General features: G+C 73.1%; 23 protein-coding genes and 2 pseudogenes. 6 read left to right on the top strand and 19 right to left on the bottom strand.

Annotated elements, in window-relative coordinates:
- Positions 1–159: 159 nt before the first annotated feature.
- The 13 genes and pseudogenes from OG802_RS25200 to OG802_RS25140 form a co-directional block, all read right to left on the bottom strand.
- On the bottom strand, positions 160–750 hold the full coding sequence (locus OG802_RS25200) for a hypothetical protein (RefSeq protein ID WP_329413889.1): 591 nt from the start codon (positions 748–750) through the stop codon (positions 160–162).
- A gap of 35 nt (positions 751–785) precedes the next feature.
- Entirely contained in the window at positions 786–1,361 is a 576-nt protein-coding gene (locus tag OG802_RS25195; protein WP_329413887.1) for a GNAT family N-acetyltransferase, read from the bottom strand.
- Positions 1,339–3,576, bottom strand: coding sequence for an MMPL family transporter (locus OG802_RS25190; protein ID WP_329413885.1), 2,238 nt, complete (start codon positions 3,574–3,576; stop codon positions 1,339–1,341). Before OG802_RS25190 ends, OG802_RS25195 begins: the two co-directional genes overlap by 23 nt.
- Before the next feature lie 177 nt (positions 3,577–3,753).
- Positions 3,754–4,083, bottom strand: coding sequence for a hypothetical protein (locus tag OG802_RS25185; protein WP_329413882.1), 330 nt, complete (start codon positions 4,081–4,083; stop codon positions 3,754–3,756).
- Between the two features lie 90 nt (positions 4,084–4,173).
- The gene (gene gatB / locus OG802_RS25180; RefSeq protein WP_329413880.1) at positions 4,174–5,688 is read right to left on the bottom strand and encodes an Asp-tRNA(Asn)/Glu-tRNA(Gln) amidotransferase subunit GatB; all 1,515 of its coding nucleotides are present in this window, start codon (positions 5,686–5,688) and stop codon (positions 4,174–4,176) included.
- A 15-nt stretch (positions 5,689–5,703) separates the two neighbouring features.
- Positions 5,704–5,943, bottom strand: coding sequence for a hypothetical protein (locus OG802_RS25175; RefSeq protein WP_020131415.1), 240 nt, complete (start codon positions 5,941–5,943; stop codon positions 5,704–5,706).
- On the bottom strand, positions 5,940–7,442 hold the full coding sequence (gene gatA, locus OG802_RS25170; protein ID WP_329413878.1) for an Asp-tRNA(Asn)/Glu-tRNA(Gln) amidotransferase subunit GatA: 1,503 nt from the start codon (positions 7,440–7,442) through the stop codon (positions 5,940–5,942). Before gatA ends, OG802_RS25175 begins: the two co-directional genes overlap by 4 nt.
- 5 nt (positions 7,443–7,447) lie before the next feature.
- Positions 7,448–7,744 (bottom strand): Asp-tRNA(Asn)/Glu-tRNA(Gln) amidotransferase subunit GatC, encoded by a 297-nt coding sequence (gene gatC, locus OG802_RS25165; protein WP_007384860.1) that lies wholly within the window; start codon positions 7,742–7,744, stop codon positions 7,448–7,450.
- A gap of 160 nt (positions 7,745–7,904) precedes the next feature.
- Positions 7,905–10,151 (bottom strand): putative bifunctional diguanylate cyclase/phosphodiesterase, encoded by a 2,247-nt coding sequence (locus OG802_RS25160; protein ID WP_329413876.1) that lies wholly within the window; start codon positions 10,149–10,151, stop codon positions 7,905–7,907.
- 271 nt (positions 10,152–10,422) lie between these two features.
- On the bottom strand, positions 10,423–12,615 hold the full coding sequence (gene ligA / locus OG802_RS25155) for an NAD-dependent DNA ligase LigA (RefSeq protein WP_329413873.1): 2,193 nt from the start codon (positions 12,613–12,615) through the stop codon (positions 10,423–10,425).
- Between the two features lie 15 nt (positions 12,616–12,630).
- Positions 12,631–13,632 carry a methionine synthase gene (locus OG802_RS25150; protein WP_329413871.1) on the bottom strand — a complete coding sequence of 334 codons (1,002 nt, stop codon included), beginning with the start codon at positions 13,630–13,632 and terminating at the stop codon, positions 12,631–12,633.
- Between the two features lie 71 nt (positions 13,633–13,703).
- Positions 13,704–14,393, bottom strand: coding sequence for an SDR family oxidoreductase (locus OG802_RS25145; protein WP_329413870.1), 690 nt, complete (start codon positions 14,391–14,393; stop codon positions 13,704–13,706).
- A gap of 27 nt (positions 14,394–14,420) precedes the next feature.
- A pseudogene (locus OG802_RS25140) lies at positions 14,421–14,645 on the bottom strand (LOG family protein); the annotation flags it as partial.
- 39 nt (positions 14,646–14,684) lie between these two features.
- Between OG802_RS25140 and OG802_RS25135 the strand changes: the two are divergent.
- The gene (locus tag OG802_RS25135) at positions 14,685–15,023 is read left to right on the top strand and encodes a DUF427 domain-containing protein (RefSeq protein WP_329413867.1); all 339 of its coding nucleotides are present in this window, start codon (positions 14,685–14,687) and stop codon (positions 15,021–15,023) included.
- 38 nt (positions 15,024–15,061) lie between these two features.
- Positions 15,062–15,850, top strand: coding sequence for an alpha/beta fold hydrolase (locus tag OG802_RS25130; protein ID WP_329413865.1), 789 nt, complete (start codon positions 15,062–15,064; stop codon positions 15,848–15,850).
- Between the two features lie 5 nt (positions 15,851–15,855).
- On the opposite strand, the gene mnmA is transcribed toward OG802_RS25130, so the two are convergent.
- Entirely contained in the window at positions 15,856–16,986 is a 1,131-nt protein-coding gene (mnmA, locus tag OG802_RS25125) for a tRNA 2-thiouridine(34) synthase MnmA (RefSeq protein ID WP_329413863.1), read from the bottom strand.
- A gap of 83 nt (positions 16,987–17,069) precedes the next feature.
- Here mnmA and OG802_RS25120 point away from each other — a divergent pair.
- Together OG802_RS25120 and OG802_RS35975 are read left to right on the top strand one after the other, a co-directional pair.
- Positions 17,070–17,733: pseudogene (locus OG802_RS25120) on the top strand (N-acetylmuramoyl-L-alanine amidase).
- Positions 17,734–17,918: 185 nt separating this feature from the next.
- Positions 17,919–18,029, top strand: coding sequence for an alpha/beta fold hydrolase (locus tag OG802_RS35975; RefSeq protein ID WP_443055324.1), 111 nt, complete (start codon positions 17,919–17,921; stop codon positions 18,027–18,029).
- A gap of 15 nt (positions 18,030–18,044) precedes the next feature.
- Here the strand turns inward: OG802_RS35975 and OG802_RS25110 are convergent, their stop codons facing one another.
- Genes OG802_RS25110 through OG802_RS25100 form a run of 3 tightly spaced genes read right to left on the bottom strand, consistent with a single transcriptional unit; the run spans position 18,045 to position 19,731 of the window.
- Entirely contained in the window at positions 18,045–19,208 is a 1,164-nt protein-coding gene (locus tag OG802_RS25110) for a cysteine desulfurase family protein (protein ID WP_329413861.1), read from the bottom strand.
- 59 nt (positions 19,209–19,267) lie between these two features.
- Positions 19,268–19,534: a DUF4190 domain-containing protein gene (locus tag OG802_RS25105; RefSeq protein ID WP_329413860.1), complete on the bottom strand. Its 267-nt coding sequence runs from the start codon at positions 19,532–19,534 to the stop codon at positions 19,268–19,270.
- A gap of 32 nt (positions 19,535–19,566) precedes the next feature.
- A complete protein-coding gene (locus OG802_RS25100) occupies positions 19,567–19,731 on the bottom strand; it encodes a hypothetical protein (RefSeq protein ID WP_329413858.1) in 165 nt (54 codons plus the stop codon).
- Positions 19,732–19,853: 122 nt separating this feature from the next.
- Between OG802_RS25100 and OG802_RS25095 the strand changes: the two genes are divergently transcribed.
- Entirely contained in the window at positions 19,854–20,480 is a 627-nt protein-coding gene (locus tag OG802_RS25095) for a TetR family transcriptional regulator (RefSeq protein ID WP_329413856.1), read from the top strand.
- A 329-nt stretch (positions 20,481–20,809) separates the two neighbouring features.
- On the opposite strand, the gene OG802_RS25090 is transcribed toward OG802_RS25095, so the two are convergent.
- Positions 20,810–21,670, bottom strand: a complete 861-nt coding sequence (locus tag OG802_RS25090) for a thioesterase family protein (RefSeq protein WP_329413855.1) — start codon at positions 21,668–21,670, stop codon at positions 20,810–20,812.
- 143 nt (positions 21,671–21,813) lie between these two features.
- Here OG802_RS25090 and OG802_RS25085 point away from each other — a divergent pair, with 143 nt between their 5' ends.
- A complete protein-coding gene (locus tag OG802_RS25085; RefSeq protein ID WP_329413853.1) occupies positions 21,814–23,049 on the top strand; it encodes an alpha/beta hydrolase in 1,236 nt (411 codons plus the stop codon).
- Here OG802_RS25085 and OG802_RS25080 read toward each other — a convergent pair.
- Positions 22,958–23,614 carry a trimeric intracellular cation channel family protein gene (locus OG802_RS25080; RefSeq protein WP_329413851.1) on the bottom strand — a complete coding sequence of 219 codons (657 nt, stop codon included), beginning with the start codon at positions 23,612–23,614 and terminating at the stop codon, positions 22,958–22,960. The genes OG802_RS25085 and OG802_RS25080 overlap by 92 nt on opposite strands.
- Between the last annotated feature and the right edge of the window lie 51 nt (positions 23,615–23,665).

The raw sequence follows: 23,665 nt of genomic DNA, 5'->3' as shown, positions 1-23,665 counted from the left end.
GCTGCGATGCCTTCACTGTCGTCTGCCAGGGGGGTGCGCCACATCGGGAGAGTGCCGCATCTTCGGCGGCGGGCGGGGGCCTTAGACGCGCCGGAGGGGCCTCAGGCCGGCCGTAAGGTGCTTACGGCGGGTCTGAGGCCCCTCGTGACGTGCGCGGACTCAGCCGCCGGAGGGCAGGCCGAGCAGGGCGTCGGTGTACTTCAGGACGGCCAGCAGCAGGCCGACGACGCCGAGGACGACGCCGGCCCAGGAGACCGACTTGATCCAGGCCGCCTGCGGACGGGCCGGGCTGCTGAAGGCGGGGCGCGCCAGCACGACGACGCCGGTGACCAGCGCGGCCAGGGCGAAGAGGCCGGCCCACAGGGCGGTGGCCTGCCAGGCGTCGCCGTAGATCGCCTCCAGCTGCTTGGCGACGGTCGTGCCGGAGGAGGCGGACGTCTGCAACTGGCCGACGAGGGTCTGGCGGGCCCCGGCGAGGGTGCCGATCCAGCTGCCGGTGAGCGAGACGAAGCCGAGCACGGCGGAGACGACGGCGCCCGCGCCCTGGCCGACGCCGGCGGAGCCGTCCGTGACGGCGGCCTCGTTCCCGGCGGCGAGTTCGTCCACGGCGGCGGGTTCGCCGGCGCCCTCCCCGGAGTGCGGGGCCTCCTCGGTCACCTCGCCCGTGGCGCCCACGACGGCGGCCTTCTCGTCGTCGGTCGTGGTCCCGGCGGTCTCGGGGCCGGTCTCGTCAGCAGTCTTGGTTCCCATACCTCGCACCGTACGGACGCTCTCTGAGAGGTCTCTTAATGATCGTCGTGAGCGGTACGCGCGCGTGCGTCGCGCCACTCCTGGGCCAGCACGGACCACACCTCCAGGTCGTGCCGCACCCCACGATAGGGGTACGCCTGCCGGCGCACGCCGTCCCGGGTCATGCCGAGCCGGCGGGCGACGTCCAGGCTGGGCGTGTTGCCGGCGGAGGCGACCCATTCCACGCGCTGGATGCCGCGCTGCTCGACCGCGAAGTCGATCAGCACCCGGACGGCCCGGGTGACCAGTCCGCGGCCGGTGCCGGCGGGCTCCAGCCAGCACCCGACCTCGCAGTTGCCGGCCTCGGCGTCGAAGTTCAGGAAGAGCACGCCGCCCACGAGCCGGCCGTCCAGCCACAGGCCGTGCAGCGAGCCGGTGTCGGCGGCCCGCATGTCGGCGTAGCGCTGGAGCACCTCGCGCGCCCCGGCCGCGTCGGTGGCCTTCGAGCCGAAGGGGACGTAGCGGTTGATGAACTCGCGGCCGCGTTCGAGGTGGGCGAGGAACTCCTCGGCGTGCCAGGGCTCCAGGGGGCGCAGTTCGGCTCCGTCGTCACCCAGCGATGTCGCGTACATCGGCTCGCGGCTCCTTCTCCGGTACGTGGGCTGCGTCCACAGCCTGCGCGAGCCTCTCATGGGCGGCGCGGCACTCGGGAGCCTCGATGCTGATCCTCGGCAGCCGCCGGTCGAGCCCGCGCGGCAGCCACCAGTTGGCGCCGCCGAGCAGGTGCATCAGCGCGGGCACCAGCAGCGTGCGCAGCACGAAGGCGTCGAGGGCGACGGCGGCGGCGAGGCCGATGCCGAACATGGCGATCACCCGGTCGCCGCTGAGGACGAAGGCCAGGAACACCGAGATCATGATGACGGCGGCGGAGTTGATGACCCGGCTGGTCTCGGCGAGGCCGACGCGGACGGCGCGCCGGTTGTCGCCGGTCTCCAGCCACTCCTCGTACATCCGGCTGACCAGGAAGACCTGGTAGTCCATGGAAAGGCCGAACAGCACCGACACCATGATCACGGGGAGGAAGGGCTCGATCGGGCCTGCCCGGCCGAGGCCCAGCGGTTCGCTCCCCCAGCCCCACTGGAAGATCGCGACGACGACTCCGAACGCGGCGGCGACGGCGGCCACGTTCATCACGGCGGCCTTGAGCGGTATGCCGACGGAGCGGAACGCGAGCAGGAGCAGCAGCGCGCCCAGGGCGACGACGACGCCCACGAACAGGGGCAGTTTGCCGACGATGACGGCGGCGAAGTCGTCGTAGCCGGCCGTCACCCCGCCGACGTGCACGTCGAGGGAGGTGCCGGCCCGCGCGCGGGGTAGCACCTCGGTGCGCAGCCGGTGGACGAGGTCGCTGGTGCGCGGCGACTGCGGCGAGGACCGCGGCACGACGGTGAGGTGGGCGGCGCGGCCGGCGGAGTCGAAGGTCACCGGCGTCACGGACGCGACGCCGTCGACGGCGCGCAGGGCCGTGCCGAGGTTGTCCAGGGCGAGCCGGTCCTCGGCGCCGTGGACGCGGGTCACGAGGGTCAGCGGGCCGTTCACGCCGGGTCCGAAGCCGTCGGCGAGGAGGTCGTAGGCCTGGCGGGTGGTGGCCGACCGCGGCCCGTTGCCCTGGTCGGAGCTGCCCAGGCGCAGGGAGAGGGTGGGCAGGGCGAGGACCGTGACGACGACGAGGGCCAGCGCGCCGAGCAGCCGGGGGTGGCGCTCCACGAACGCCGACCAGCGGGCGGCGAGCCCGGTCGGCAGTTCGGGCCGGGGCCCGTGGTCGGCGAGGCGGCGCCGTTCGCGGCGGCTGAGGGCGCGCATGCCGAGGAACGACAGCAGGGCGGGCAGCAGCGTCACGGAGGCGGCGACGGTGAGGACGACGGTCAGCGAGGCGGCGACCGCCACGCCGTTGAGGAAGCTCAGGCGCAGGGTGAGCATGCCGAGCAGGGCCAGGCACACGGTGGCGCCCGCGAAGACCACGGCGCGTCCGGTGGTGGCGACGGCGTTCGCGGCGGCCTCGGCGACCGGCAGTCCGCGTTTCAGTCCGCGCCGGTGCCGGGTGACGATGAACAGGGCGTAGTCGATGCCGACGCCGAGCCCGACGAGCAGGCCGAGCATGGGCGCGAAGTCGGCGACCGTCATGGCGTGTCCGAGCAGGGAGATCCCGGCGTAGGCGGTGCCCACGCCGACCAGGGCGGTGGCGATGGGCAGCGCGGACGCGGCGAGCGAGCCGAAGGCGAGGAACAGCACCACGGCGGCGACGGCCACGCCGACGATCTCGGCGAGATGGCCGCCGGAGGACTCGGTGCGGGCGATCGCGGCGCCGCCCAGTTCGACCTGGAGGCCGTCGCCGCGGGCGGCCCGCGCGGTGTCGACGACGGCCCGCGCCTCGTCCCGGCCGACGTCCTCGGCGCGGTCCGCGAAGACGACGGTGGCGTAGGCCGTGCGTCCGTCCTCGCTGATCTGTCCGGCGCCCTGCTCGTCGTAGGGGCCGGCCACGGAGGCGACGCCGGGCAGCTCGGCGATCTCGTCCAGGGTCCGGGTCATGGTCTGTTCGACGTCGGCGGCGCGGACGGCGCCCGCCGCCGTGTGCCAGACGACGGTGTCGCTGTCGCCGCCGAGGTGCGGGAAGGCCTCGGTGAGCAGAAGGGCGGCGCGGCCGGACTCGGTGCCGGGGACCTCGTAGTCGTCGGAGTACGCGGAGCCGGCGACGACGGCGGCGGTGGCCGTGCCGCCGAGGGCGAGCAGCCAGAGCAGCACCACGAGCAGGCGGTTGCGGACACACCAACGTGCGAGGGCTGCCACTGACGTGCTCCCGGAGGTGAATTGTGGATCTTTGACCGGGAAACAGCCCGCAAAGAACGTATGAGCGATACGTGGTCACTCTCGCAGGCACACGAGATCGTTTGTCGCGTTCGTGTGGCTTTTCACAGGAGTGGGAGGCAGCTCACAGGACAAGGGCGCCGGTGCTGTCGGGGGACGTCAGTCGGCCTGGTCGCCGAACGCCATGACGGTGACGCCCGCCACGAGCAGCCACAGGGCGCGCCGGGTGCGGCCCCGGGAACCGAGGAACGCGGCGACGGCGCAGACGGCGGCGCCGAGGGCGTAGGCCGCCGGGACGAGGGCCGGGGCGGAGCGGGTGAGGCGCATGAGGGAGGCGGCGAGTCCGGCGAGGGTGAGCAGGGCGCCGGTGGCGGTCGCCGTCCAGCGGGCCTTGCGGGCGTCCTCGGCGCCGTACTCCTCGTCCGGGTCCCGCACGTCGTCCGGGTCCTCTATGCCGCTGTGGGGTTCGGAGTCGGTTCGTGCGCTCATGGCGGGCGAGCGTAGCGCGTCGCGCCGCGGACGGCGGAGAGGGGTGCGCCGGCGACCGGTGCACCCCTCTCGACTTCGCCGCCGCGGGTCTCAGCCCTCGGTGACGCCCAGCTTCTCCAGGATCAGCTCCTTGACGCGGGCGGCGTCGGCCTGGCCCCGGGTGGCCTTCATCACCGCGCCGACCAGCGCTCCGGCGGCGGCGACCTTGCCGCCGCGGATCTTGTCGGCGATGCCCGGGTTGCCGGCGATGGCCTCGTCGACGGCCGTGCCGAGCGCCGAGTCGTCGGAGACGACCTTCAGGCCGCGCTCGTCGACGACCTCGTCCGGGCCGCCCTCGCCCGCGAGGACGCCCTCGATGACCTGGCGGGCCAGCTTGTCGTTCAGGTCGCCCTTGAGCACCAGCTCGGCGACCCGGGCGACCTGCCGCGGCGTGATGGCCAGCTCGTCGAGCGCGACGCCCGACTCGTTGGCGCTGCGGGCCAGTTCGCCCATCCACCACTTGCGGGCCGAGGCCGCGTCGGCCCCGGCGTCGATGGTGGCGACGATCAGGTCCAGCGCGCCGGCGTTCAGGATCGACTGCATGTCGGTGGCGGAGACGCCCCACTCGGCGACGAGGCGGTTGCGGCGGGCCAGCGGCAGCTCCGGCAGCCCGGCGCGGATCTCCTCGACCCACTCGCGGGACGGGGCGACCGGCACGAGGTCGGGCTCCGGGAAGTACCGGTAGTCCTCCGCCTCCTCCTTCACGCGGCCCGAGGTCGTCGACCCGGTGTCCTCGTGGAAGTGGCGGGTCTCCTGGATGATCGTGCCGCCGCCGTTCAGGACGGCCGCGTGCCGCATGATCTCGAACCGGGCCGCGCGCTCCACGGACCGCAGCGAGTTCACGTTCTTCGTCTCGGAGCGCGTGCCGAACTTCTCCCGGCCGTGCGGGCGCAGCGACAGGTTGACGTCGCAGCGCATCTGGCCCTGCTCCATGCGGGCCTCGGAGACGCCGAGCGCCTTGATGACCTCGCGCAGCTCACGGACGTACGCCCGCGCGACCTCGGGGGCGCGCTCGCCGGCGCCCTCGATGGGCTTGGTGACGATCTCGATGAGCGGGATGCCGGCCCGGTTGTAGTCCAGCAGCGAGTGGGACGCGCCGTGGATACGGCCGGTGGCGCCGCCGACGTGCAGCGACTTGCCGGTGTCCTCCTCCATGTGGGCGCGCTCGATCTGCACCCGGAAGGTCTCGCCGTCCTCCAGCTGCACGTCGAGGTAGCCGTCGAAGGCGATCGGCTCGTCGTACTGGGAGGTCTGGAAGTTCTTCGGCATGTCCGGATAGAAGTAGTTCTTCCGGGCGAAGCGGCACCACTCGGCGATCTCGCAGTTCAGCGCGAGACCGATCTTGATCGCCGACTCGATGCCGATCGCGTTGACGACCGGGAGCGCGCCGGGCATGCCGAGGCAGGTGGGGCACGTCTGCGAGTTCGGCTCGGCGCCCAGCTCGGTCGAGCAGCCGCAGAACATCTTCGTCTTGGTGCCGAGTTCGACATGGACCTCGAGGCCCATGACGGGGTCGTACGACGCGAGTGCGTCCTCGTACGACACCAGGTCGGTCGTGGTGGTCACGGTGAAACTTCCCTCTCAGCCCAGCAGGACGTCGTCGTCGCCCAGCCGCTTCAGCTCGCGGTACAGGATGGCGAGGCCGGTGACGATGGCGACGGCGGACACGGTGGCGTCGATCAGGACGAGCGTGTCCTTCTCGGCACGGGCCTTCTTGAGCCGCTTGGCGACGCCGAACGCGCCGAACGCGGTCCCGGCGATGGACAGGTACGTACCGGACTTGGACTTCTTGAAGCCCTTGGCCTTGTTCAGTGCGCTCACAGCGACGGAGCCTCCTCGAGAAGCGGGTGCCCCCACCTTTCCACGAAGGCGGCCTCGACGGCGGCGCCGACCTTGTACAGCCGGTCGTCCTTCAGCGCCGGGGCGATGATCTGCAGACCGACCGGGAGGCCGTCCTCCGGGGCGAGGCCGCAGGGCAGCGACATGGCCGAGTTGCCCGCGAGGTTGGTCGGGATGGTGCACAGGTCGGCCAGGTACATCGCCATCGGGTCGTCGGCGCGCTCGCCGATCGCGAAGGCGGTGGTCGGGGTCGTCGGCGACACGATCACGTCGACCTGCCCGAACGCCTTCTCGAAGTCGCGCGTGATGAGCGTGCGGACCTTCTGGGCGGAGCCGTAGTAGGCGTCGTAGTAGCCGCTCGACAGGGCGTACGTGCCGAGCATGATGCGGCGCTTGACCTCGGGGCCGAAGCCCGCCTCCCGGGTGAGGGAGGTGACGTCCTCGGCCGAACGGGTGCCGTCGTCGCCGACCCGCAGGCCGTAGCGCAGGCCGTCGAAGCGGGCCAGGTTGGACGAGCACTCGGACGGCGCGATCAGGTAGTACGCCGACAGGGCGAGGTCGAAGGACGGGCAGTCCAGCTCGACGATCTCGGCGCCCAGCTCCTTCAGCAGCGCGACGGACTCGTCGAAGCGCTGGATGACGCCGGCCTGGTAGCCCTCGCCGCGGAACTGCTTGACGACGCCGACGCGCATGCCGTCGACGCTGCCGTTGCGGGCGGCCTCGACGACCGGCGGGACGGGCGCGTCGATCGACGTGGAGTCCAGCGGGTCGTGCCCGGCGATGACCTCGTGCAGCAGCGCCGCGTCCAGGACCGTGCGGGCGCAGGGGCCGCCCTGGTCGAGGGAGGACGAGAAGGCGACCATGCCGTACCGCGAGACCGCGCCGTACGTCGGCTTGACGCCGACCGTGCCGGTGACGGCGGCCGGCTGGCGGATCGAGCCGCCGGTGTCGGTGCCGATGGCCAGCGGCGCCATGTGCGCGGCCAGCGCGGCGGAGGAGCCGCCGCCGGAGCCGCCGGGGATCTTGGTGAGGTCCCAGGGGTTGCCGGTCGGGCCGTAGGCGCTGTTCTCGGTGGAGGACCCCATGGCGAACTCGTCCATGTTGGTCTTGCCGAGGATGACCACGTCGGCGGCCTTCAGCCGCTTGGTGAGCGTGGCGTCGTACGGCGGGATCCAGCCTTCGAGGATCTTCGAGCCGACGGTCGTCGGGATGCCCTCGGTGGTGAAGATGTCCTTGAGCGCGAGCGGGACGCCGGCGAGGGGGCCGAGCTTCTCGCCGCGCTCCCGCTTCTCGTCGACGGCGCGGGCCTGCGCGAGGGCGCCCTCGCGGTCGACGTGCAGGAAGGCGTGCACCTTCTCGTCGACGGCCTCGATGCGCGCCAGGTGCGCCTCGGTGACCTGGACGGCCGTGAGCGCGCCGGAGGCGATCCGCGCGGCGGTCTCGGCGGCGGTGAGCTTGATGATGGCGACGTTGTCCGTCATGGCGGTTAGTCCTCCCCCAGGATCTGCGGCACCTTGAAACGCTGCTGCTCCTGGGCCGGGGCGCCGGAGAGCGCCTGCTCGGGGGTGAGCGACGGACGGACCTCGTCCGCCCGCATGACGTTGGTCAGCGGGAGCGGGTGCGAGGTCGGCGGTACGTCTTGGTCGGCGACCTCGCTGACGCGGGCGACCGCGCCGATGATGTCGTCCAGCTGTCCCGCGAAGTGTTCGAGCTCTTCGGGCTTCAGCTCCAGACGCGCCAGCCGGGCGAGGTGGGCGACCTCCTCGCGCGTGATGCCAGGCATGCAGCGTTCCTCTGGGGTGGGGTGAGTGAGTGTGGTTTTGGGGCCAATCCTATGGGGCGGGCGGCGGTGGCCGTGACGCGGTTTCGCCCGGGGGCGGCCGGAGCGGGCCCGGGCGCCGGCGCGGGGGCTGTGCCGGCGGGCGGACGAGCGGCCCGCCGGGTCATTCGTCGGAGGCCGCCGCGGGCAGCGCCGCCGCCGGGCGCTGCCAGCCGCGTGAACCGCGGGCGCGCAGCCAGGCCGTCGTCTCCTCCGGGGGCATCGCGGCGGCCACCAGCCAGCCCTGCACCGCGTCGCAGCCCAGGTCGCGCAGACGCTCCCAGGTCTCGTCGTCCTCGACGCCCTCGGCGACCACCAGCAGCCCCAGGGAATGCGCCAGGTCGAGGGTGCAGCGCACGATCTCGGCGTCCTCGGCGTCCACGGCCAGCCGGGCCACGAAGGAGCGGTCGATCTTCAGCTCGCTCACCGGCAGCCGGCGCAGGTGGACCAGGGAGGAGTAGCCGGTCCCGAAGTCGTCCAGGGACATCTTCACGCCGTGGCCGGTCAGCGCGTTGAGGGTGTCGGCGGCCCGCTGCGGGTCCTCCAGCAGGACGTGCTCGGTGATCTCCAGCTGGAGCGCGCCCGCGGGCACACCGTGCCGGGCCAGGCGCGCGGCGACGGACCCGGCGAACCCGGGCGTGTGGACGTCGCGGGGCGAGACGTTCACCGCGACCGGCACGAACAGGCCCTGGGCCCGCCAGCGGGCGACCTGGGCGAGCGCGGTGTCCAGCACGTACTCCGTCAGATGGGGCATCAGTCCGGACGACTCGGCGATCGCTATGAACTCGTCCGGCGGCACCTTCCCGCGCTCCGGGTGCACCCAGCGAACCAGGGCCTCCAGGCCCGCCACCTGTCCGTCGAAGCGGACCTTGGGCTGGTAGTGCAGCTCGACCTCGTGCGCGTCCAGGGCGCGCCGCAGGTCGCCCAGCAGGCCGAGCCGGTCGGGAGTGTTGGAGTCGCGCTTGGACTCGTACACCTCGACCCCGGTGCGGTCCCGCTTGGCCTGGTACATCGCCACGTCGGCCCGGCGCAGCAGGCCCTCGGCGTCGAGCGCGTGATCGGGGAAGACGGCGACCCCGGCGCTGGCCTCCAGCACGAGGGTGAGGCCGTCGAGGTCGAGCGGCGAGCCGAGGTCGGCGACCAGGGCGCGGGCGATCCGGCTCGCGGAGGTGGTGGAGTCCGCGACGGGCAGTAAGACGGCGAACTCGTCCCCGCCGAGCCGCGCGACCTCGGCCCCGCGCGGGAGGGCGACGCGCAGCCGGTCGGCGATCTGGAGCAGCAGCCGGTCCCCGGCGAGATGGCCGAGGGTGTCGTTGACGGAGCGGAAGCGGTCGAGGTCGATCAGCATCAGGGCGGCCCGGGCGCCGATGCGCTCGGCGTCGTCCAGGGCGGTCCAGATGCGCTCCAGCAGCCACTGGCGGTTCGGCAGTCCGGTCAGCGGGTCGCGCAGTTGCTCCTCGGCGCGGGCGCGCGCTATCCACAGGGTGGAGTCGAGGGCGATGAGCGGGATCGCGAACAGCGGCAGCAGGACGGGCTTGGCCAGGGCCACCACGCAGATCAGGGGGGCGATGCCCAGCAGGGCGACCGCCAGCAGGCCCTGTCTGACCAGGGCGGTGCGGGCGACGGTCGGCAGTCCGCCGACGCGCGGCGCGTGCAGGTACCAGAGCAGGACGCGGGTGACGGCGAGGTAGGCGACGGCCACCAGGACGACCTGCGGGGCGGTGTAGAGCGTCCAGGTGTCGGGGGCCCAGGGGTGCTCCACGGACGGTATCCGCCCGCAGGCGGCCAGCAGGAGCGCGCCCGCGCCGATGCCGAGGACGTCCACCGCGCCGTGCAGGACGCCCTGCCGCCAGCGGTGGCGCCGGGCTATGCCGACCAGCACGACGACGGTGAGGCTGACCATCCCGGCGGGCACCCAGCCGTACAGCAGCAGCACGGCGAGGGTGAGGGCGGCGCCGGAGCCGGTGCCGCCCCACCAGCGGGCGCGGCCGAGCAGGACCAGGTGTCCGACGATGACGCCGGCGAGGACGGCCAGCGCCCAGCCGGCCGTGCCGCACGGGAAGAGGGCGTGGCCGTCGGTGAAGGCGCGGTAGAAGCCCGCGCCGAGGGCGAAGGCGGCCGCGCCGACGACGGCCGCGGGCAGTGTGGGCCAGGACAGGTGCCGGTCGGACGCGGCGCCGCCGGGCAGACCGGGAGGCGGCTGGACCCGGGCGCGCGCGTCCAGCGTGGAGTGCGGCTCGGTGTGCGGTACGAACGCCTCCGCGCCGGGACGCCCTCCGGAGCGCTCCGCCCACCAGCTCCCCCACCAGACGCCGGCGACCCCGCGTCGGCGCACCGTCGCGTCCGGGGCGGCGCTCTCGGTCGGTTCCATTCCCGTCCCTCTCACAGCCGGCGGTGCCCACGCCACGCGGCCCGTTGCCCGGCGATCCCGGGCGGCGCCGCGTTGGGAAAACCCTTCCTTCTGCCCGCCTGGAGCAGAGGGATGCCCCGGCCGCAGCTGGGCACGGCAGGGCGCACGCCTCAACAGTAGGCCGCGGAAGGCTTCCACGGGCAGCGGTCGTCGACGGTTGCCCGAATGCGCCCCGGCCACCCGTATGCATCTGGTATGCGCCGATCGGGTGGCCTTCGACCGCCGCCGGGCGCTACTCCTCGACGGGCAGGGCCGCTTCGGAGGCCGCCTCGGGGCCGTGTTCCAGCAGGACGGTGAAGCCGTCCTCGTCCAGGACCGGAACCTTGAGCTGCACCGCCTTGTCGTACTTCGATCCGGGGCTGTCACCCACGACGACGAACGACGTCTTCTTCGAGACCGAACCGGTGACCTTGGCCCCACGGCTCTGCAGGGCGTCCTTGGCGCCGTCCCGCGTGAAGTGTTCGAGGGTGCCGGTGACGACGACGGTGAGCCCTTCGAGGGGGCGCGGCCCCTCGTCGCCGGCGGAGCCCTCCTCCTCCATGCGGACGCCGGCCGCCTTCCACTTGCGCAGGATCTCCTGGTGCCACTCCTCGGCGAACCACTCCTTCAGGGAGGCGGCGATGATCGCGCCGACGCCGTCGGTCGCCGCGAGCTCCTCCTCGGTGGCCCGCTCGATGCGCTCGATCGAGCGGAACTCGCGGGCCAGCGCCTCCGCCGCGACCGGTCCGACGTGGCGGATCGACAGGCCGGTGAGGACGCGCGCCAGCGGGCGGTCCTTGGCGGCGGCGATGTTGTCGAGCATGGCAAGCGCGTTCTTGCGGGGCTCGCCCGACTGGTTGGCGAAGACGGTGGCGATCTTCTCCTCGCCGGTCTTCGGATCCCGCTTGGGCAGTCCGCTGTCCTGGTCGAGGACGTACGCCCGGATGGGCAGCAGTTGGTCGACGGTGAGGTCGAACAGGTCGCCCTCGTCCGCCAGCGGCGGCTCCGCGGGCTCCAGCGGCTTGGTGAGGGCGGCCGCGGCCACGTACCCGAAGTGCTCGATGTCCAGGGCCCTGCGGCCCGCCAGGTAGAACAGCCGCTCGCGCAACTGGGCCGGGCAGCCGCGGGCGTTGGGGCAGCGCAGGTCGACGTCGCCCTCCTTCATCGGCCGCAGCGCCGTACCGCACTCGGGGCACTCGGACGGCATCACGAACTCGCGCTCGTCGCCGTCGCGCAGGTCGACGACGGGGCCGAGGATCTCCGGGATCACGTCACCCGCCTTGCGCAGCACCACGGTGTCGCCGATCAGGACGCCCTTGGCCTTGACGACGTCCTTGTTGTGCAGGGTGGCGAACTCGACCTCGGAGCCGGCCACCGTCACCGGCTCGACCTGGGCGTACGGGGTGACCCGGCCGGTGCGGCCGACGCCCACCTTGATGTCGACGAGCTTGGTGTTGACCTCCTCCGGCGCGTACTTGTAGGCGATCGCCCACCGGGGCGCCCGGGCCGTGGAGCCGAGCCGGCCCTGGAGCCGGATCTCGTCGAGCTTGACGACGACGCCGTCGATCTCGTGCTCCACCGAGTGCCGGTTCTCGCCGAAGTAGGCGATGAACTCCCGTACGCCGTCGAGGTCGTCGACGACCTTGTTGTGCCGGGAGGTGGGCAGGCCCCACGTCTTGAGCAGGTCGTAGGCCTCGGAGAGCCGGCCGAGCCCCTCGTAGCCCTCCAGGGCGCCGATGCCGTGCACGACCATGTGCAGCGGACGGGACGCGGTGACGCGGGGGTCCTTCTGGCGCAGCGAACCGGCCGCCGCGTTGCGCGGGTTGGCGAAGGGCTTGTCGCCGGCCTCGACCAGACGGGCGTTGAGCTCCTCGAACTTCTCCATCGGGAAGTAGACCTCGCCGCGGATCTCCACCAGGGACGGGACGCCGTCACCCGTGAGACGGTCGGGGATGTCCGCGATGGTGCGCACGTTGGGCGTGATGTCCTCGCCCGTGCGGCCGTCGCCGCGGGTCGCCGCGCGCGTGAGACGGCCCTTCTCGTAGGTGAGGTTGACGGCGAGGCCGTCGACCTTCAGCTCGCACAGGAAGTGGTGGCTGAGCGATCCGACGTCCTTGTGGACGCGCTCGGCCCAGGCGGCCAGCTCCAGGTCGTCGAAGGCGTTGTCCAGCGAGAGCATCCGCTCCCGGTGCTGGACGGCCGTGAACTCCGTCTCGTACGCGCCCGCGACCTTCTGGGTCGGCGAGTCGGGCGTGCGCAGCTCGGCGTACCGCTCCTCCAGCGCCTCCAGGGCGCGCAGGAGCCGGTCGAACTCCGCGTCGCTGATGACCGGAGCGTCCTTCACGTAGTACCGGAAGCGGTGCTCCTCGATCTGCTCAGCGAGCTGCGCGTGCTGCTCCCGTGCCTCCGAGGGCACCGTCGTCTCCGCTTGCCTGTCGCCGGCCACCGTGTCGTCCTCCCGTTACTCAGGGTTGTCCGCGAGGGATCTCGCCGCCCGGACGCAGTGGGCGAGGGCCTGGCGGGCGTACGCGGGAGAGGCCCCCGCGAGTCCGCACGACGGCGTGAGCGTGACCGCCTCCGCGAGCAGCCCCGGCCGCAGCCCCAGCCTGCGCCACAGCGTCCTGACACCCCTGACGCTACCGGCAGGGTCCGACAACGGGGCGTCCACGCCCGGCACGACACCGGCGAAGAGCCGGGTGCCGGCCTCGACCGCCTCCCCGATCGCGTCGTCGTCACGCTCGGTGAGCAGCGAGAAGTCGAAGGAGACGGCCGCCGCTCCGGCCCGGCGCAGCAGGGCGAACGGGACGTCCGGCGCGCACGAGTGGACGACGACGGGCCCCTCGCCGTTCACCCCGGCGACGTCGCGCAGCGTGCCCTCCACGATCTGCCGGTCCACCGCGCGGTAGGTGCGGTAGCCGCTGGCGCTGCGGACGTGGCCGCGCAGGACGGCGGTGAGGGAGGGCTCGTCGAGCTGGAGGACGACGTCGGCGCCGGGGACGCGCCGCCGCACCTCGTCGAGGTGCAGGCGCAGGCCTTCGGCGAGGGAGCCGGCGAGGTCGCGGCAGGCGCCGGGATCGGAGAGCGCGGCCTCGCCGTTCCGCAGCTCCAGCGCGGCGGCGAGCGTCCAGGGCCCGACCGCCTGCACCTTGACCTGTCCCTCGTAGCCCTGGGTGAACTCCTCCAGCGCGTCGAGGTCCTCCCCCAGCCAGGACCGCGCCCGCCTGGTGTCCCGGCCGGGCCGGTCCCCGATGCGCCAGCCGCTGGGCTCCACGCGCGCGAACAGCTCGACGAGCATCCCGGCGGTGCGGCCGATCATGTCCGCTCCGGGGCCGCGGGCGGGCAGTTCGGGCAGGTGCGGGAAGTCCTCGAAGGACCCGGTGACGGTCCTGGCGGCCTCGCGGGCGTCCCCTCCCGGCAGGGAGCCGATGCCGGTGGCGGGGCCGAAACTGAAGTGTGCGTTCACGGGTGAAGCCTACGTAGCCGCAGCGGCGCGTCCGCCCACCGGGAACCGCCCTCCCGCGCGCGGGGCCGGCCTCAGCTTCCGGGGCGCACCGTGAGGTCGTTGACCTCCGCGTCCCTGGGCAGGTCGAGCGCCATGAGGATCGTCGTCGCCACCGACTCGGGGTCGATCCACTCCGCCGGGTCGTACTCCTTGCCCTCCTGCTGGTGGACCTTGGCCTGCATGGGGCTGGCGGTGCGGCCGGGGTAGACGGAGGTGACGCGGACGCCGTTGCCGTGCTCCTCCTGGCGCAGGGAGTCCGCGAGCGCCTTCAAGCCGTGCTTGGAGGCGGCGTAGGCGGACCATTCGGCGCTCGCCCGCAGGCCCGCCCCGGAGTTCACGAAGAGGACGTGGCCGCGGGCGGCGCGCAGCTGGGGCAGGAAGTGCCGGGTCAGCTCGGCGGGGGCGATCAGGTTGACGTTGAGCTGGTGGCGCCAGGCCTTCGGGGTGAGGTCGCCGACGGGTCCGAGGTCGACGACCCCGGCGACGTGCAGCAGGGAGTCGACCCGGCCGGGGAGCGTCTGGTGGGAGAAGGCCCAGCTCAGCTTGTCGGGGTCGGCCAGGTCGCCGACGAGCGTGCGCGCGCCGGGGAAGAGCGCCGCCAGTTCCTTCGCGCGGCCCGCGTCGCGCGCGTGCAGCACGAGGTCGTCCCCGCGCGCGTGCAGACGGCGGGTGACGGCCGCGCCGATGCCGGAGCCCGCTCCGGTGATCACATGAGTAGCCATGTCCGCCATGCTCGCATCACCGCCGGGTCACTCGATGCCCCGGCTCTCCTCCAGGCAGGCGAGCGCGCCCACCGGCTCCTCGGCGAAGAACACCAGGTCGGTGAGGGGCAAGGGCAGGAAGCCCTCGTCCTCCATGCGGCGGAACTGCTCCTTGAGGCCGTCGTGGAAGCCGGCGGTGTTGAGCAGCACGACCGGCTTGTCGGTGTGTCCGTGCTTCTTCAGCTCCAGGATCTCGGTCGCCTCGTCGACGGTACGCGGGAAGAACCGGCGGCCCGCGCGTGCTGTTCCGGTATGGCCAACGGACACACGATCACGATCGAGCGGGACGGCCGGCGCGTCAGGGCCGTCCACGGGAAGCACGTCCTCGCCGAGACCGGCCGGGCGCTCGCGCTGCGCGAGACCGGCTGTCCCGTGCGGTACTACATCCCCGCCGAGGACGTACGGCTCGACCTCCTGACCCCTTCCGACACCCACACGTACTGCCCGTTCAAGGGCACGGCGTCCTACTGGTCGCTCCCGGACGCGGCCGACCTCGTGTGGTTTTACCCCGATCCGAAGCCGGACGTCGCCGCGATCAAGGACCATCTGTGCTTCTACGAAGTGGAAGTCGCGCCGGCCGAGGTGTCGTAGGCCGATGAGTGCCGTGCCGTGCGGCAGTCTGCATGAGCATGGACAAGAAGACTGTTTCCCGCGACGGCACCGAACTCGCGTACGAGAGCACCGGCCGGGGCCCCGCGGTCATCCTGGTGAGCGGGGCGATGTCCACGGGCGGCACGATGGCGCCCCTGGCCGCCCTGCTCGCGGACGGCTTCACGGCCGTGCGCTACGACCGCCGGGGCCGCGGCGAGAGCGGTGACACGGCTCCGTACGCGGTGGAGCGCGAGGTCGAGGACCTGGCGGCGCTGATCGAGGCGGTGGGCGGCGAGGCCGCCCTGTACGGCGTCTCGTCGGGCGGCGCGCTGGTGCTGGAGGCGGCGGCCGCCGGGCTGCCGGTGAGCCGGGCGGCCGTGTACGAGACGCCGTTCGCCCTGGACGAGGAGGCCGCCGGGGCGCGCGCGCAGTACACCGCGAACCTCACCGAGGCGCTCGCGCAGGACCGGCGCGGGGACGCCGTCGAGCTGTTCCTGCGGCTGACGGGGCTGGCCGAGGAGATGATCCAGGGGGCCCGCCGCTCGCCCATGTGGGCGGGCATGGAGGCCGTCGCGCCGACCCTGGCCTACGACGACGCGGTCATGGGCGACGGGCGGCCGCCGAGGGAGCGGCTGGCGTCGGTCGGCGTGCCGGTGCTGGCCCTGGCGGGCGGGGCCAGTCCGCCCTGGCTGCGGGAGGCCGTGCGCACCGTCGCGGAAGCGGTCCCGGACGGCGTGTACCGGACGCTGGAGGGCCAGACCCACATGGTCGACCCGGCCGTCCTCTCGCCGGTGCTGGCGGAGTTCCTCGGGGGCCGCCGGGACTGACGGGGTCAGGCGACCGGGGCCGCCGTCCGCACGGTGGAGGCGATCGTCGCCGAGCCCACCACGCGCGTGCCGTCGTACAGCACGATCGCCTGGCCGGGGGCGACGCCGCGGACCGGCTCGGTGAAGGCGACCTCCAGGCGGCCGTCGACCAGTTCGGCGCTCACCTCGGTCTCGCCGCCGTGGGCGCGCAGCTGGGCCGTGTAGACGCCGGGGCCGGTGGGGGCGGCGCCGCACCAGCGGGGCTTGATCGCGGTGAGGGCCGTGACGTCGAGGGAGGCGGCGGGACCGACCGTCACCGTGTTGTCCACCGGGGAGATGTCCAGGACGTAGCGCGGCTTGCCGTCGGCGGCCGGGGTGCCGATGCGCAGGCCCTTGCGCTGGCCGATGGTGAAGCCGTACGCGCCGTCGTGGGTGCCGACCTTCGCGCCGGACTCGTCGACGATGGCGCCCTCGGAGCGGCCCAGCCGGGTGGCGAGGAACCCCTGGGTGTCGCCGTCGGCGATGAAGCAGATGTCGTGGGAGTCGGGCTTCTTGGCGACGGCGAGGCCCCGGCGCTCCGCCTCCGCGCGGATCTCGTCCTTCGTCGTCACGGTGTCGCCGAGCGGGAAGAGGGCGTGGGCGAGCTGGCGGTCGTCCAGGACGCCGAGGACGTAGGACTGGTCCTTGGCCATGTCGGAGGCGCGGTGCAGTTCGCGCGCGCCGTCCGCGCCGACGACGACCTTCGCGTAGTGGCCGGTGCACACCGCGTCGAAGCCCAGCGCGAGGGCCTTGTCGAGCAGCGCGGCGAACTTGATCTTCTCGTTGCAGCGCAGGCAGGGGTTGGGCGTGCGGCCTGCCTCGTACTCGGCGACGAAGTCCTCGACGACGTCCTCGCGGAAGCGGTCGGCGAGGTCCCACACGTAGAACGGGATGCCGATGACGTCGGCGGCGCGGCGGGCGTCGCGGGAGTCCTCGATGGTGCAACAGCCCCGGGCGCCGGTGCGGAACGACTGCGGGTTCGCGGAGAGCGCGAGGTGGACGCCGGTGACGTCGTGGCCGGCTTCGGCGGCGCGGGCGGCGGCGACGGCGGAGTCCACTCCGCCGGACATGGCGGCGAGTACGCGAAGGGGGCGGGGGCGCGGCGAGGTCTCAGTCATAACCCTTCCAGGGTACGGGTCGCCGGGAACCGCGGCCCGCGAGTATCCGTTGACGATCTCGAGGGGCGAGGAAGGGCGCGGACATGGGGGACGGCAAGAGCGACTCCGACCGGAGGATCGGGCGGCGGGCCCTGCTGATCGGCGGGGCGGCGGCCGCCGCCGGCACGGCTCTGCTCGCGCGTGAGGAGCTGGAGCGGCTGTACTGGCGCCTGCCGGGCGTGCGCAAGGCGCGCGTGGAGGGCGCGGTGGACTTCCGGGGCGCGCGGTGGGTGGCGGCGTCGGAGGCGAACTTCCGCTGGGCGGACCGGCCGGACGACTACGACGTCGACATGGTCGTCGTCCATGTCACGCAGGGCGACCTCGGCAGCGCGGTGAAGGCGTTCGAGGACCCGGGGCACAAGGCGGCCGCGCACTACATCGTCGGCCAGGACGGCCGCGTCACGCAGATGGTCCGCGAGCTGGACGTCGCGTACCACGCGGGCAACCGCTCCTACAACGAACGCAGCGTCGGCATCGAGCACGAGGGCTTCGTGGACCGGCCGCGGGACTTCACCGACGCGATGTACGCGGCCTCGGCCCGGCTGGCCGCCGCGGTCTGCCGGCGCTACGGCATACCCGTGGACCGCGAGCACATCATCGGGCACGTGGAGGTGCCGGGCACCGATCACACCGACCCCGGCGAGCACTGGGACTGGGACCGGTTACCTGCGGCTCGTCGCCCGGGCGCACACGACGCCGGCCGTCTGAGGGCCACAGCACCGGGGCCGGCGGCGCGGGCGGCCCCGTTCAGGCGGCGGGGGCCGGGGCGGCGCTCCCGTCGCCGCCGAAGATCCGGTCCAGGTGATGGGCCGGCACCGCGGCGGCCGACTCCGGGGCGTGCCGGCCGACAAGCACGGCGGCGCCGAGCCCCGCGGACAGGGCGGCAGCGCCTGGTGCCGGGGGCTCGGGCCGAGGTCGTCGCGGGCACCGGTCACGGGCCGCAGATCGATCACGCCGACGAGATCAACCGGCGGATGCCGGACTTCATGGACTCCGTCGGCTGACCGGCGGCCCGCCCGTCAGGTCAGGCCCGCGGCCCGGGCCCGTTCCACCGCGGGGCCGATGGCCTTGGCGACGGCCTCGACGTCGGCCTCCGTGGAGGTGTGGCCGAGCGAGAAGCGCAGGGTGCCGCGGGCCAGGTCCGGGTCGACGCCGGTGGCGAGCAGGACATGGCTGGGCTGGGCGACGCCCGCGGTGCAGGCCGAGCCGGTGGAGCACTCGATGCCCTGTGCGTCGAGCAGCAGCAGCAGGGAGTCGCCCTCGCAGCCCGGGAAGGTGAAGTGCGCGTTGGCGGGCAGCCGGTCGACGGGGTCGCCGCCGAGGATCGCGTCCGGGACGGCCGTGCGGACCGCGTCGATGAGGCCGTCGCGCAGGGCGCCGATCTCGCGGGCGAACCACTCGCGCTGTTCGGCGGCGAGGCGGCCGGCGACGGCGAAGGAGGCGATCGCGGGGACGTCCAGGGTGCCGGAGCGGACATGGCGTTCCTGGCCGCCGCCGTGCAGGACGGGCACGGGCGTGTGCTCGCGGCCCAGGAGGAGCGCGCCGATGCCGTAGGGGCCGCCGATCTTGTGGCCGGAGACGGTCATCGCGGCGAGGCCGGAGGCGGCGAAGTCGACGGGCGCCTGACCGAAGGCCTGGACCGCGTCGGCATGCAGCGGCACGCCGAACTCGGCGGCCACGTCGGCCAGTTCACGGACCGGCAGGATCGTGCCGATCTCGTTGTTCGCCCACATGACGGTGGCCAGCGCCACGTCGTGCGGGTTGCGGGCGAGGGCCTCGCGCAGGGCGTCGGGGTGGACGCGCCCGTAGGGGTCGACCGGCAGGTACTCGACGGTGGCGCCCTCGTGCTCGCCCAGCCAGTGCACGGCGTCGAGGACCGCGTGGTGTTCGACGGGGCTGGCCAGAACCCGGGTGCGGGCCGGGTCGGCGTCGCGCCGGGACCAGTACAGGCCCTTGACCGCGAGGTTGTCGGCCTCGGTGCCGCCTGAGGTGAACACGACCTCGCTGGGGCGGGCGCCGAGCGCTTCGGCGAGCGCCTCACGGGCTTCCTCGACCGTGCGGCGGGCCCGTCGGCCGGCCGCGTGCAGGGAGGAGGCGTTGCCGGTGACGCCCAGGTGCGCGGTGAGTGCCTCGACCGCCTCGGGGAGCATCGGCGTGGTCGCGGCGTGGTCGAGGTATGCCATGGTGGCCCCGATTCTACGGGGGCCCGGCGGCGCGCCTCGATGCCAGGTGGGCTCGACGGTCAGAAGCTCCAGGAGACGGTCGAGTCCGCCTGCATGAACGCCACCAGGACCAGCAGGTCGGCGACGCCCAGCGCGAGACCGAGGTAGGCGCGGCCGCGGCGGGCCGTGCCGCGCCAGAGGGCCGCCGCGGCCAGGACGATGGCGACCGGGCCGAGGAAGATGTTGAGCACGAGCAGGCCGAGCAGGCCGAGGATGAAGGACGCGACGGCCATGCCGTCGGCGTCGCGGACTCCGGTGCGGCGGGTGGCCGGTGCGGTGAGCTGCATGGTCGGTCGACTCCTGTCGGTGTGCGGGGCGGTCAGCGGGTCGGGTTGTGCCGGCGGCCGTGGCGCTCGCGCAGCGCGAAGATGCCGAGCCAGGCGGCGATCACGGCGGCGGCGACGGCGGTGAAGGCGAACGGCGCATGGGCGACGGTGCCCATGACGACGCCCAGCAGAAGCAGTGCGGCGACGAGGAACAGCATGGGATCGGATCCCCCTCCGTGAAGTTTGGGTGAACAGTTGTGGTTACACTTGTTCACTGACTCTTGAGTCTAGCGCCTCCCGCGGCTTTTCAATTCCGGAGAACAGTTGTTAACTGGATGACATGAGTCACATCCTCGGCGTTCGGCAGGCCCAGAAGCAGAAGACCCGGCAGGCACTCATGGACGCGGCGCTGGCGCTGCTGGAGGAGCAGAGCCTGAGCAGTCTCGGTCTGCGCGAGGTCACCCGCGCCGTCGGGGTCGCCCCGACCGCCTTCTACCGCCACTTCCGCTCCACCGCGGATCTCGGCGTGGCCCTGGTCGAGGAGGCGCTGGGCAGCCTGCACCCGATGATCCGGACCACGGTCACGTCCGCCGACTCCAGCGGCGAACGCATCAAGCGCGCTGTCGAGTTGATAGCCGGTCACGTCAACGCGTACCCCGCTCACGTCCGTTTCATCGCCCGGGAACGACATGGCGGGGTGCAGATCGTGCGGGAGGCGATCCGCGACCAACTGGGCCGCTTCGCCGACGAGGTGAAGACCGAGCTGGCCAAGGACGCCCAGGCGCAGGGGTGGAGCGACGACGACCTGCTGATGCTCGCGCATCTCTACGTCGACCAGATGCTCATCACGGCCTCGCTGTTCCTGGAGACGCTGGAGGCCTCGCCGGAGGAGCGCGAGCGGGTCGGCCTGCGCGCGACCCGTCAGATGCGGCTCATCAGCATCGGCCGCCACCACTGGCTGGACTGAACGGGCGCGGGAGCCGCGGCAGGAGCGGGGCCCGCGCGGGGACGCGGCGGACGGGCTTCGGCGCACGCTTCCCGCGCGACGGCTCCGGGGACGAGACGACGAGGAGAGCCCGGAGCGCACTCGACCGACAGCGCCCGGGGCCACCTCGGGTGGCCCCTGTCCCCGGGCCGCCAGGTGGAGCGCCACGCGCCCCGAGTCACCTCACCGGAGCGGGAGTCCGTCCGGGCGTCCGGGGCATCCGGGGTGCGGGCCGGTACGGCCCGGGGACGGGAGGGGCCGGGGACAGGAGGAGCTGGGAGGGGCGGGGGACGGGAGGGGCCAGGAACCCGTCAGCCGAGCCTGACCCGGGCCAGCTGGCGCGACTGGGCGACGAGCCGGTCCGCGCTGTCCCAGACCTCGGCGTCCTCCTCCAGGAAGCCGCCGGCGAGGTTGCGGGTGGTGATGGACACGCGCAGCGGGCCCGGGGCCGGACGGCAGCGGACGTGCACCGTCAGCTCGACGGTGGGGACCCAGCCGCGCAGGCCGATCTCGAAGGCGGTGGGCGGCAGCGCGTCCACGGCGAGCAGCAGGGACAGCGGGTCGTGGTCGCGGCCGTCCTTGAGGCCGAACCAGGCCCGCATCTCGCCCTTGCCGGAGGGCTGTCCGAGCGCCCAGCCGAGGGTGGACGGGTCGAGCTTGAGCATCAGGCGCTCGGTGATGGCGGAGCTGCCGTCGACCGGCGCCGGCCCGTCCTCGGGGCCGAAGCACTGGTCGAGGGGCGGGATCGCGGGCGGCTGCGCGGTGGTGCGGACGTCGTCCGGCAGGGCGTCCAGGTCGCCGTAGGAGGCGAGGACGCGGATCCGCTCGACCTCCGCGCCGTGTTCGTCGTACTGGAGGAGCGAGGCCTGGCCGGTGGACAGGGTGCGGCCGGTGCGGACCACGTCCGTGCGGACCACAGCCGGGCCCGGCTGGGAGGCGGTCAGGTAGTGCGCCGTGATCGTGAACGGGTCGCGGTGCGGCAGGGCGTCCGCGAGCGCGCGCCCGAGGACGGCGAGGAGGTAACCGCCGTTGACCGCGCTGATGATCGTCCAGCCGGCCGACAGGTCGATGTCGTAGACGCCGGGCTCGCGGCGGGTGAGCGCGGTGTCCCGGTCGAACTCGCTGTCCCCGACGGTGGCCCGCCGCGCCGTCGCCATAGCTGCTTCTGCCATGGCTGCACGGTACAACATGGCATTACTAAGCGGTAGCTTTCCATAGGGCCGTACGGGCGTATCCTCAGCCCGCCTCTGCAATTTCTTGGTAAGTGTCCGAACTCGTCCGTAACCTCGACGCCCCGTTTTCCCTCTGCTAAGGCATGAGCCTCACCGGGACTCCGTTCCTCTACACCCTGATCGCGCTGTCCGCCGTCGCCGTCGTGCTGCCGCTGCTGCTGTGGTCGCGACTGCGCGGGCCGCGCATCCTGCGCGCCGCGGCCCGGGTCATGATGCTGCTGTTCGCCCAGACCACGGCCGTGGGCCTGGTCTTCGTGCTGGTCAACAACTCCAACGGCCTGTACGACACCTGGGCCGACCTGCTGGGCACCGGTTCCCATGTGCAGCAGGCCGCCGACCTGGGCGCCGACGGCACCGGCGGCATCGCGCTGGACCGGCTGCCGCGGGTGCGGCAGAAGTTCACCCGGGCCGAGGGCCCCGGGATGCACGCGGCCGGCGGGGTGCGCGTCACCCAGGTGCAGGGACGCGTGTCCGGCGTCAACGCCGAGGTCTACGTCTGGCTGCCCCCGCAGTACGACGAGCCGGCCTACAAGCACCGCCCCTTCCCCGTCGTGGAGCTTCTGCCGGGTTACCCGGGCTCCGCCAAGACCTGGTACAGCACGCTGCACGTGCACGAGCAGCTGGCCCCGCTGATGCGCGAGGGCAAGGTCGCGCCCTTCATCCTGGTCGCCCCCCGCACCACCCTGCTGCCCGGTGTGGACACCGGCTGCGCCAACGTCGCGGGCACCGTCAACGCCGACACCTGGCTCAGCGTGGACGTGCCGAAGATGGTCACGGACAACTTCCGGGCCCTGCCCGCGCCCAAGGGCTGGGCCTTGGCCGGGTACTCGGCGGGCGGGCACTGCGCGACCAAGCTCGCCGTCGCCCACCCCGACCGCTACCGGGCGGCGGTGAGCCTGTCCGGCTACAACGACCCGGTGGTCGAGCGCGACTCGCTCGCCGCGCAGGACGCCAGGCTGCGCCGGGAGAACAACCCCTACCTGCTGCTGCGCAAGGCGGTCGCCCCGCCGCCGGTGGCGCTCTACCTGTCGGGCCAGCCGCACGACGGCTACGAGGCGGCCATGGCCCTGCGCCAGGAGGCGAAGGCCCCGACCACGGTGCACGTGGTGTACATCCCGCGCAACGCGGGCGGGCACACCATGGGGCTGTGGCGGCCGCAGGTGGCGCCGGCGTTCCGCTGGCTGACGACCCAGATGGGCCAGCGCGCGGTCGTCGACGGAAAGGGCTCTACTCCTCACGCACCGTCGAGCGGCGGTTCCAAGCGCGCGGAGCTCGCCAGTGGAAGCGCATCGCGAGCAACCGCAGGACGAAAGCGGTGACCGCGGCCACCCCGCCGGCCAGCGGCGTGAGCGCGTCGTAGCGGATGCACAGCGCCACCATGACGGCGCCGGCCATCGCGGGGACCGCGTAGAGGTCGCGGTCCCAGCGCAGCAGCGAGGGCACCTCGTTGGCCAGCACGTCACGCAGCACGCCGCCGCCGACGGCGGTCGCGATCCCGAGGGCCGCCGACGCGGTCAGGTTCAGCCCGTAGGCGTGCGCCTTCGTCGTCCCCGTGACGCTGAACAGGCCGAGGCCCGCCGCGTCGAAGACGTTGACCCCCAGCTGGATGCGTTCCACCTGGGGGTGCAGGAAGACGACCAGCAGAGCGGCGATCAGCGGCGTGAGGAAGTACCCCAGGTCGGTGAAGGCGGCCGGGGGCACCGCCCCGATCACCAGGTCCCGGAACACGCCGCCGCCCAGCGCGGTGACCTCGGCGAGCATGGCGATGCCGAACACGTCGAAGTTCTTGCGCACGGCCAGCAGCGCGCCCGAGATGGCGAAGACGAAGATGCCGACCACGTCGAGGGTGTGCTGGACGGAGGGGCTGAAGATTTGCTCGTACACCCCTACATTCTCACCCGTCGCGCGACCTTCGCCTTACATTACAAGGCGGAC

This window comes from Streptomyces sp. NBC_00704 (assembly GCF_036226605.1).
In the GTDB taxonomy this organism is placed as follows: Bacteria; Actinomycetota; Actinomycetes; order Streptomycetales; family Streptomycetaceae; genus Streptomyces.
The sequence above is the reverse complement of the archived record's forward strand: the minus strand, read 5'-3'. Positions and strand labels throughout refer to the sequence as shown.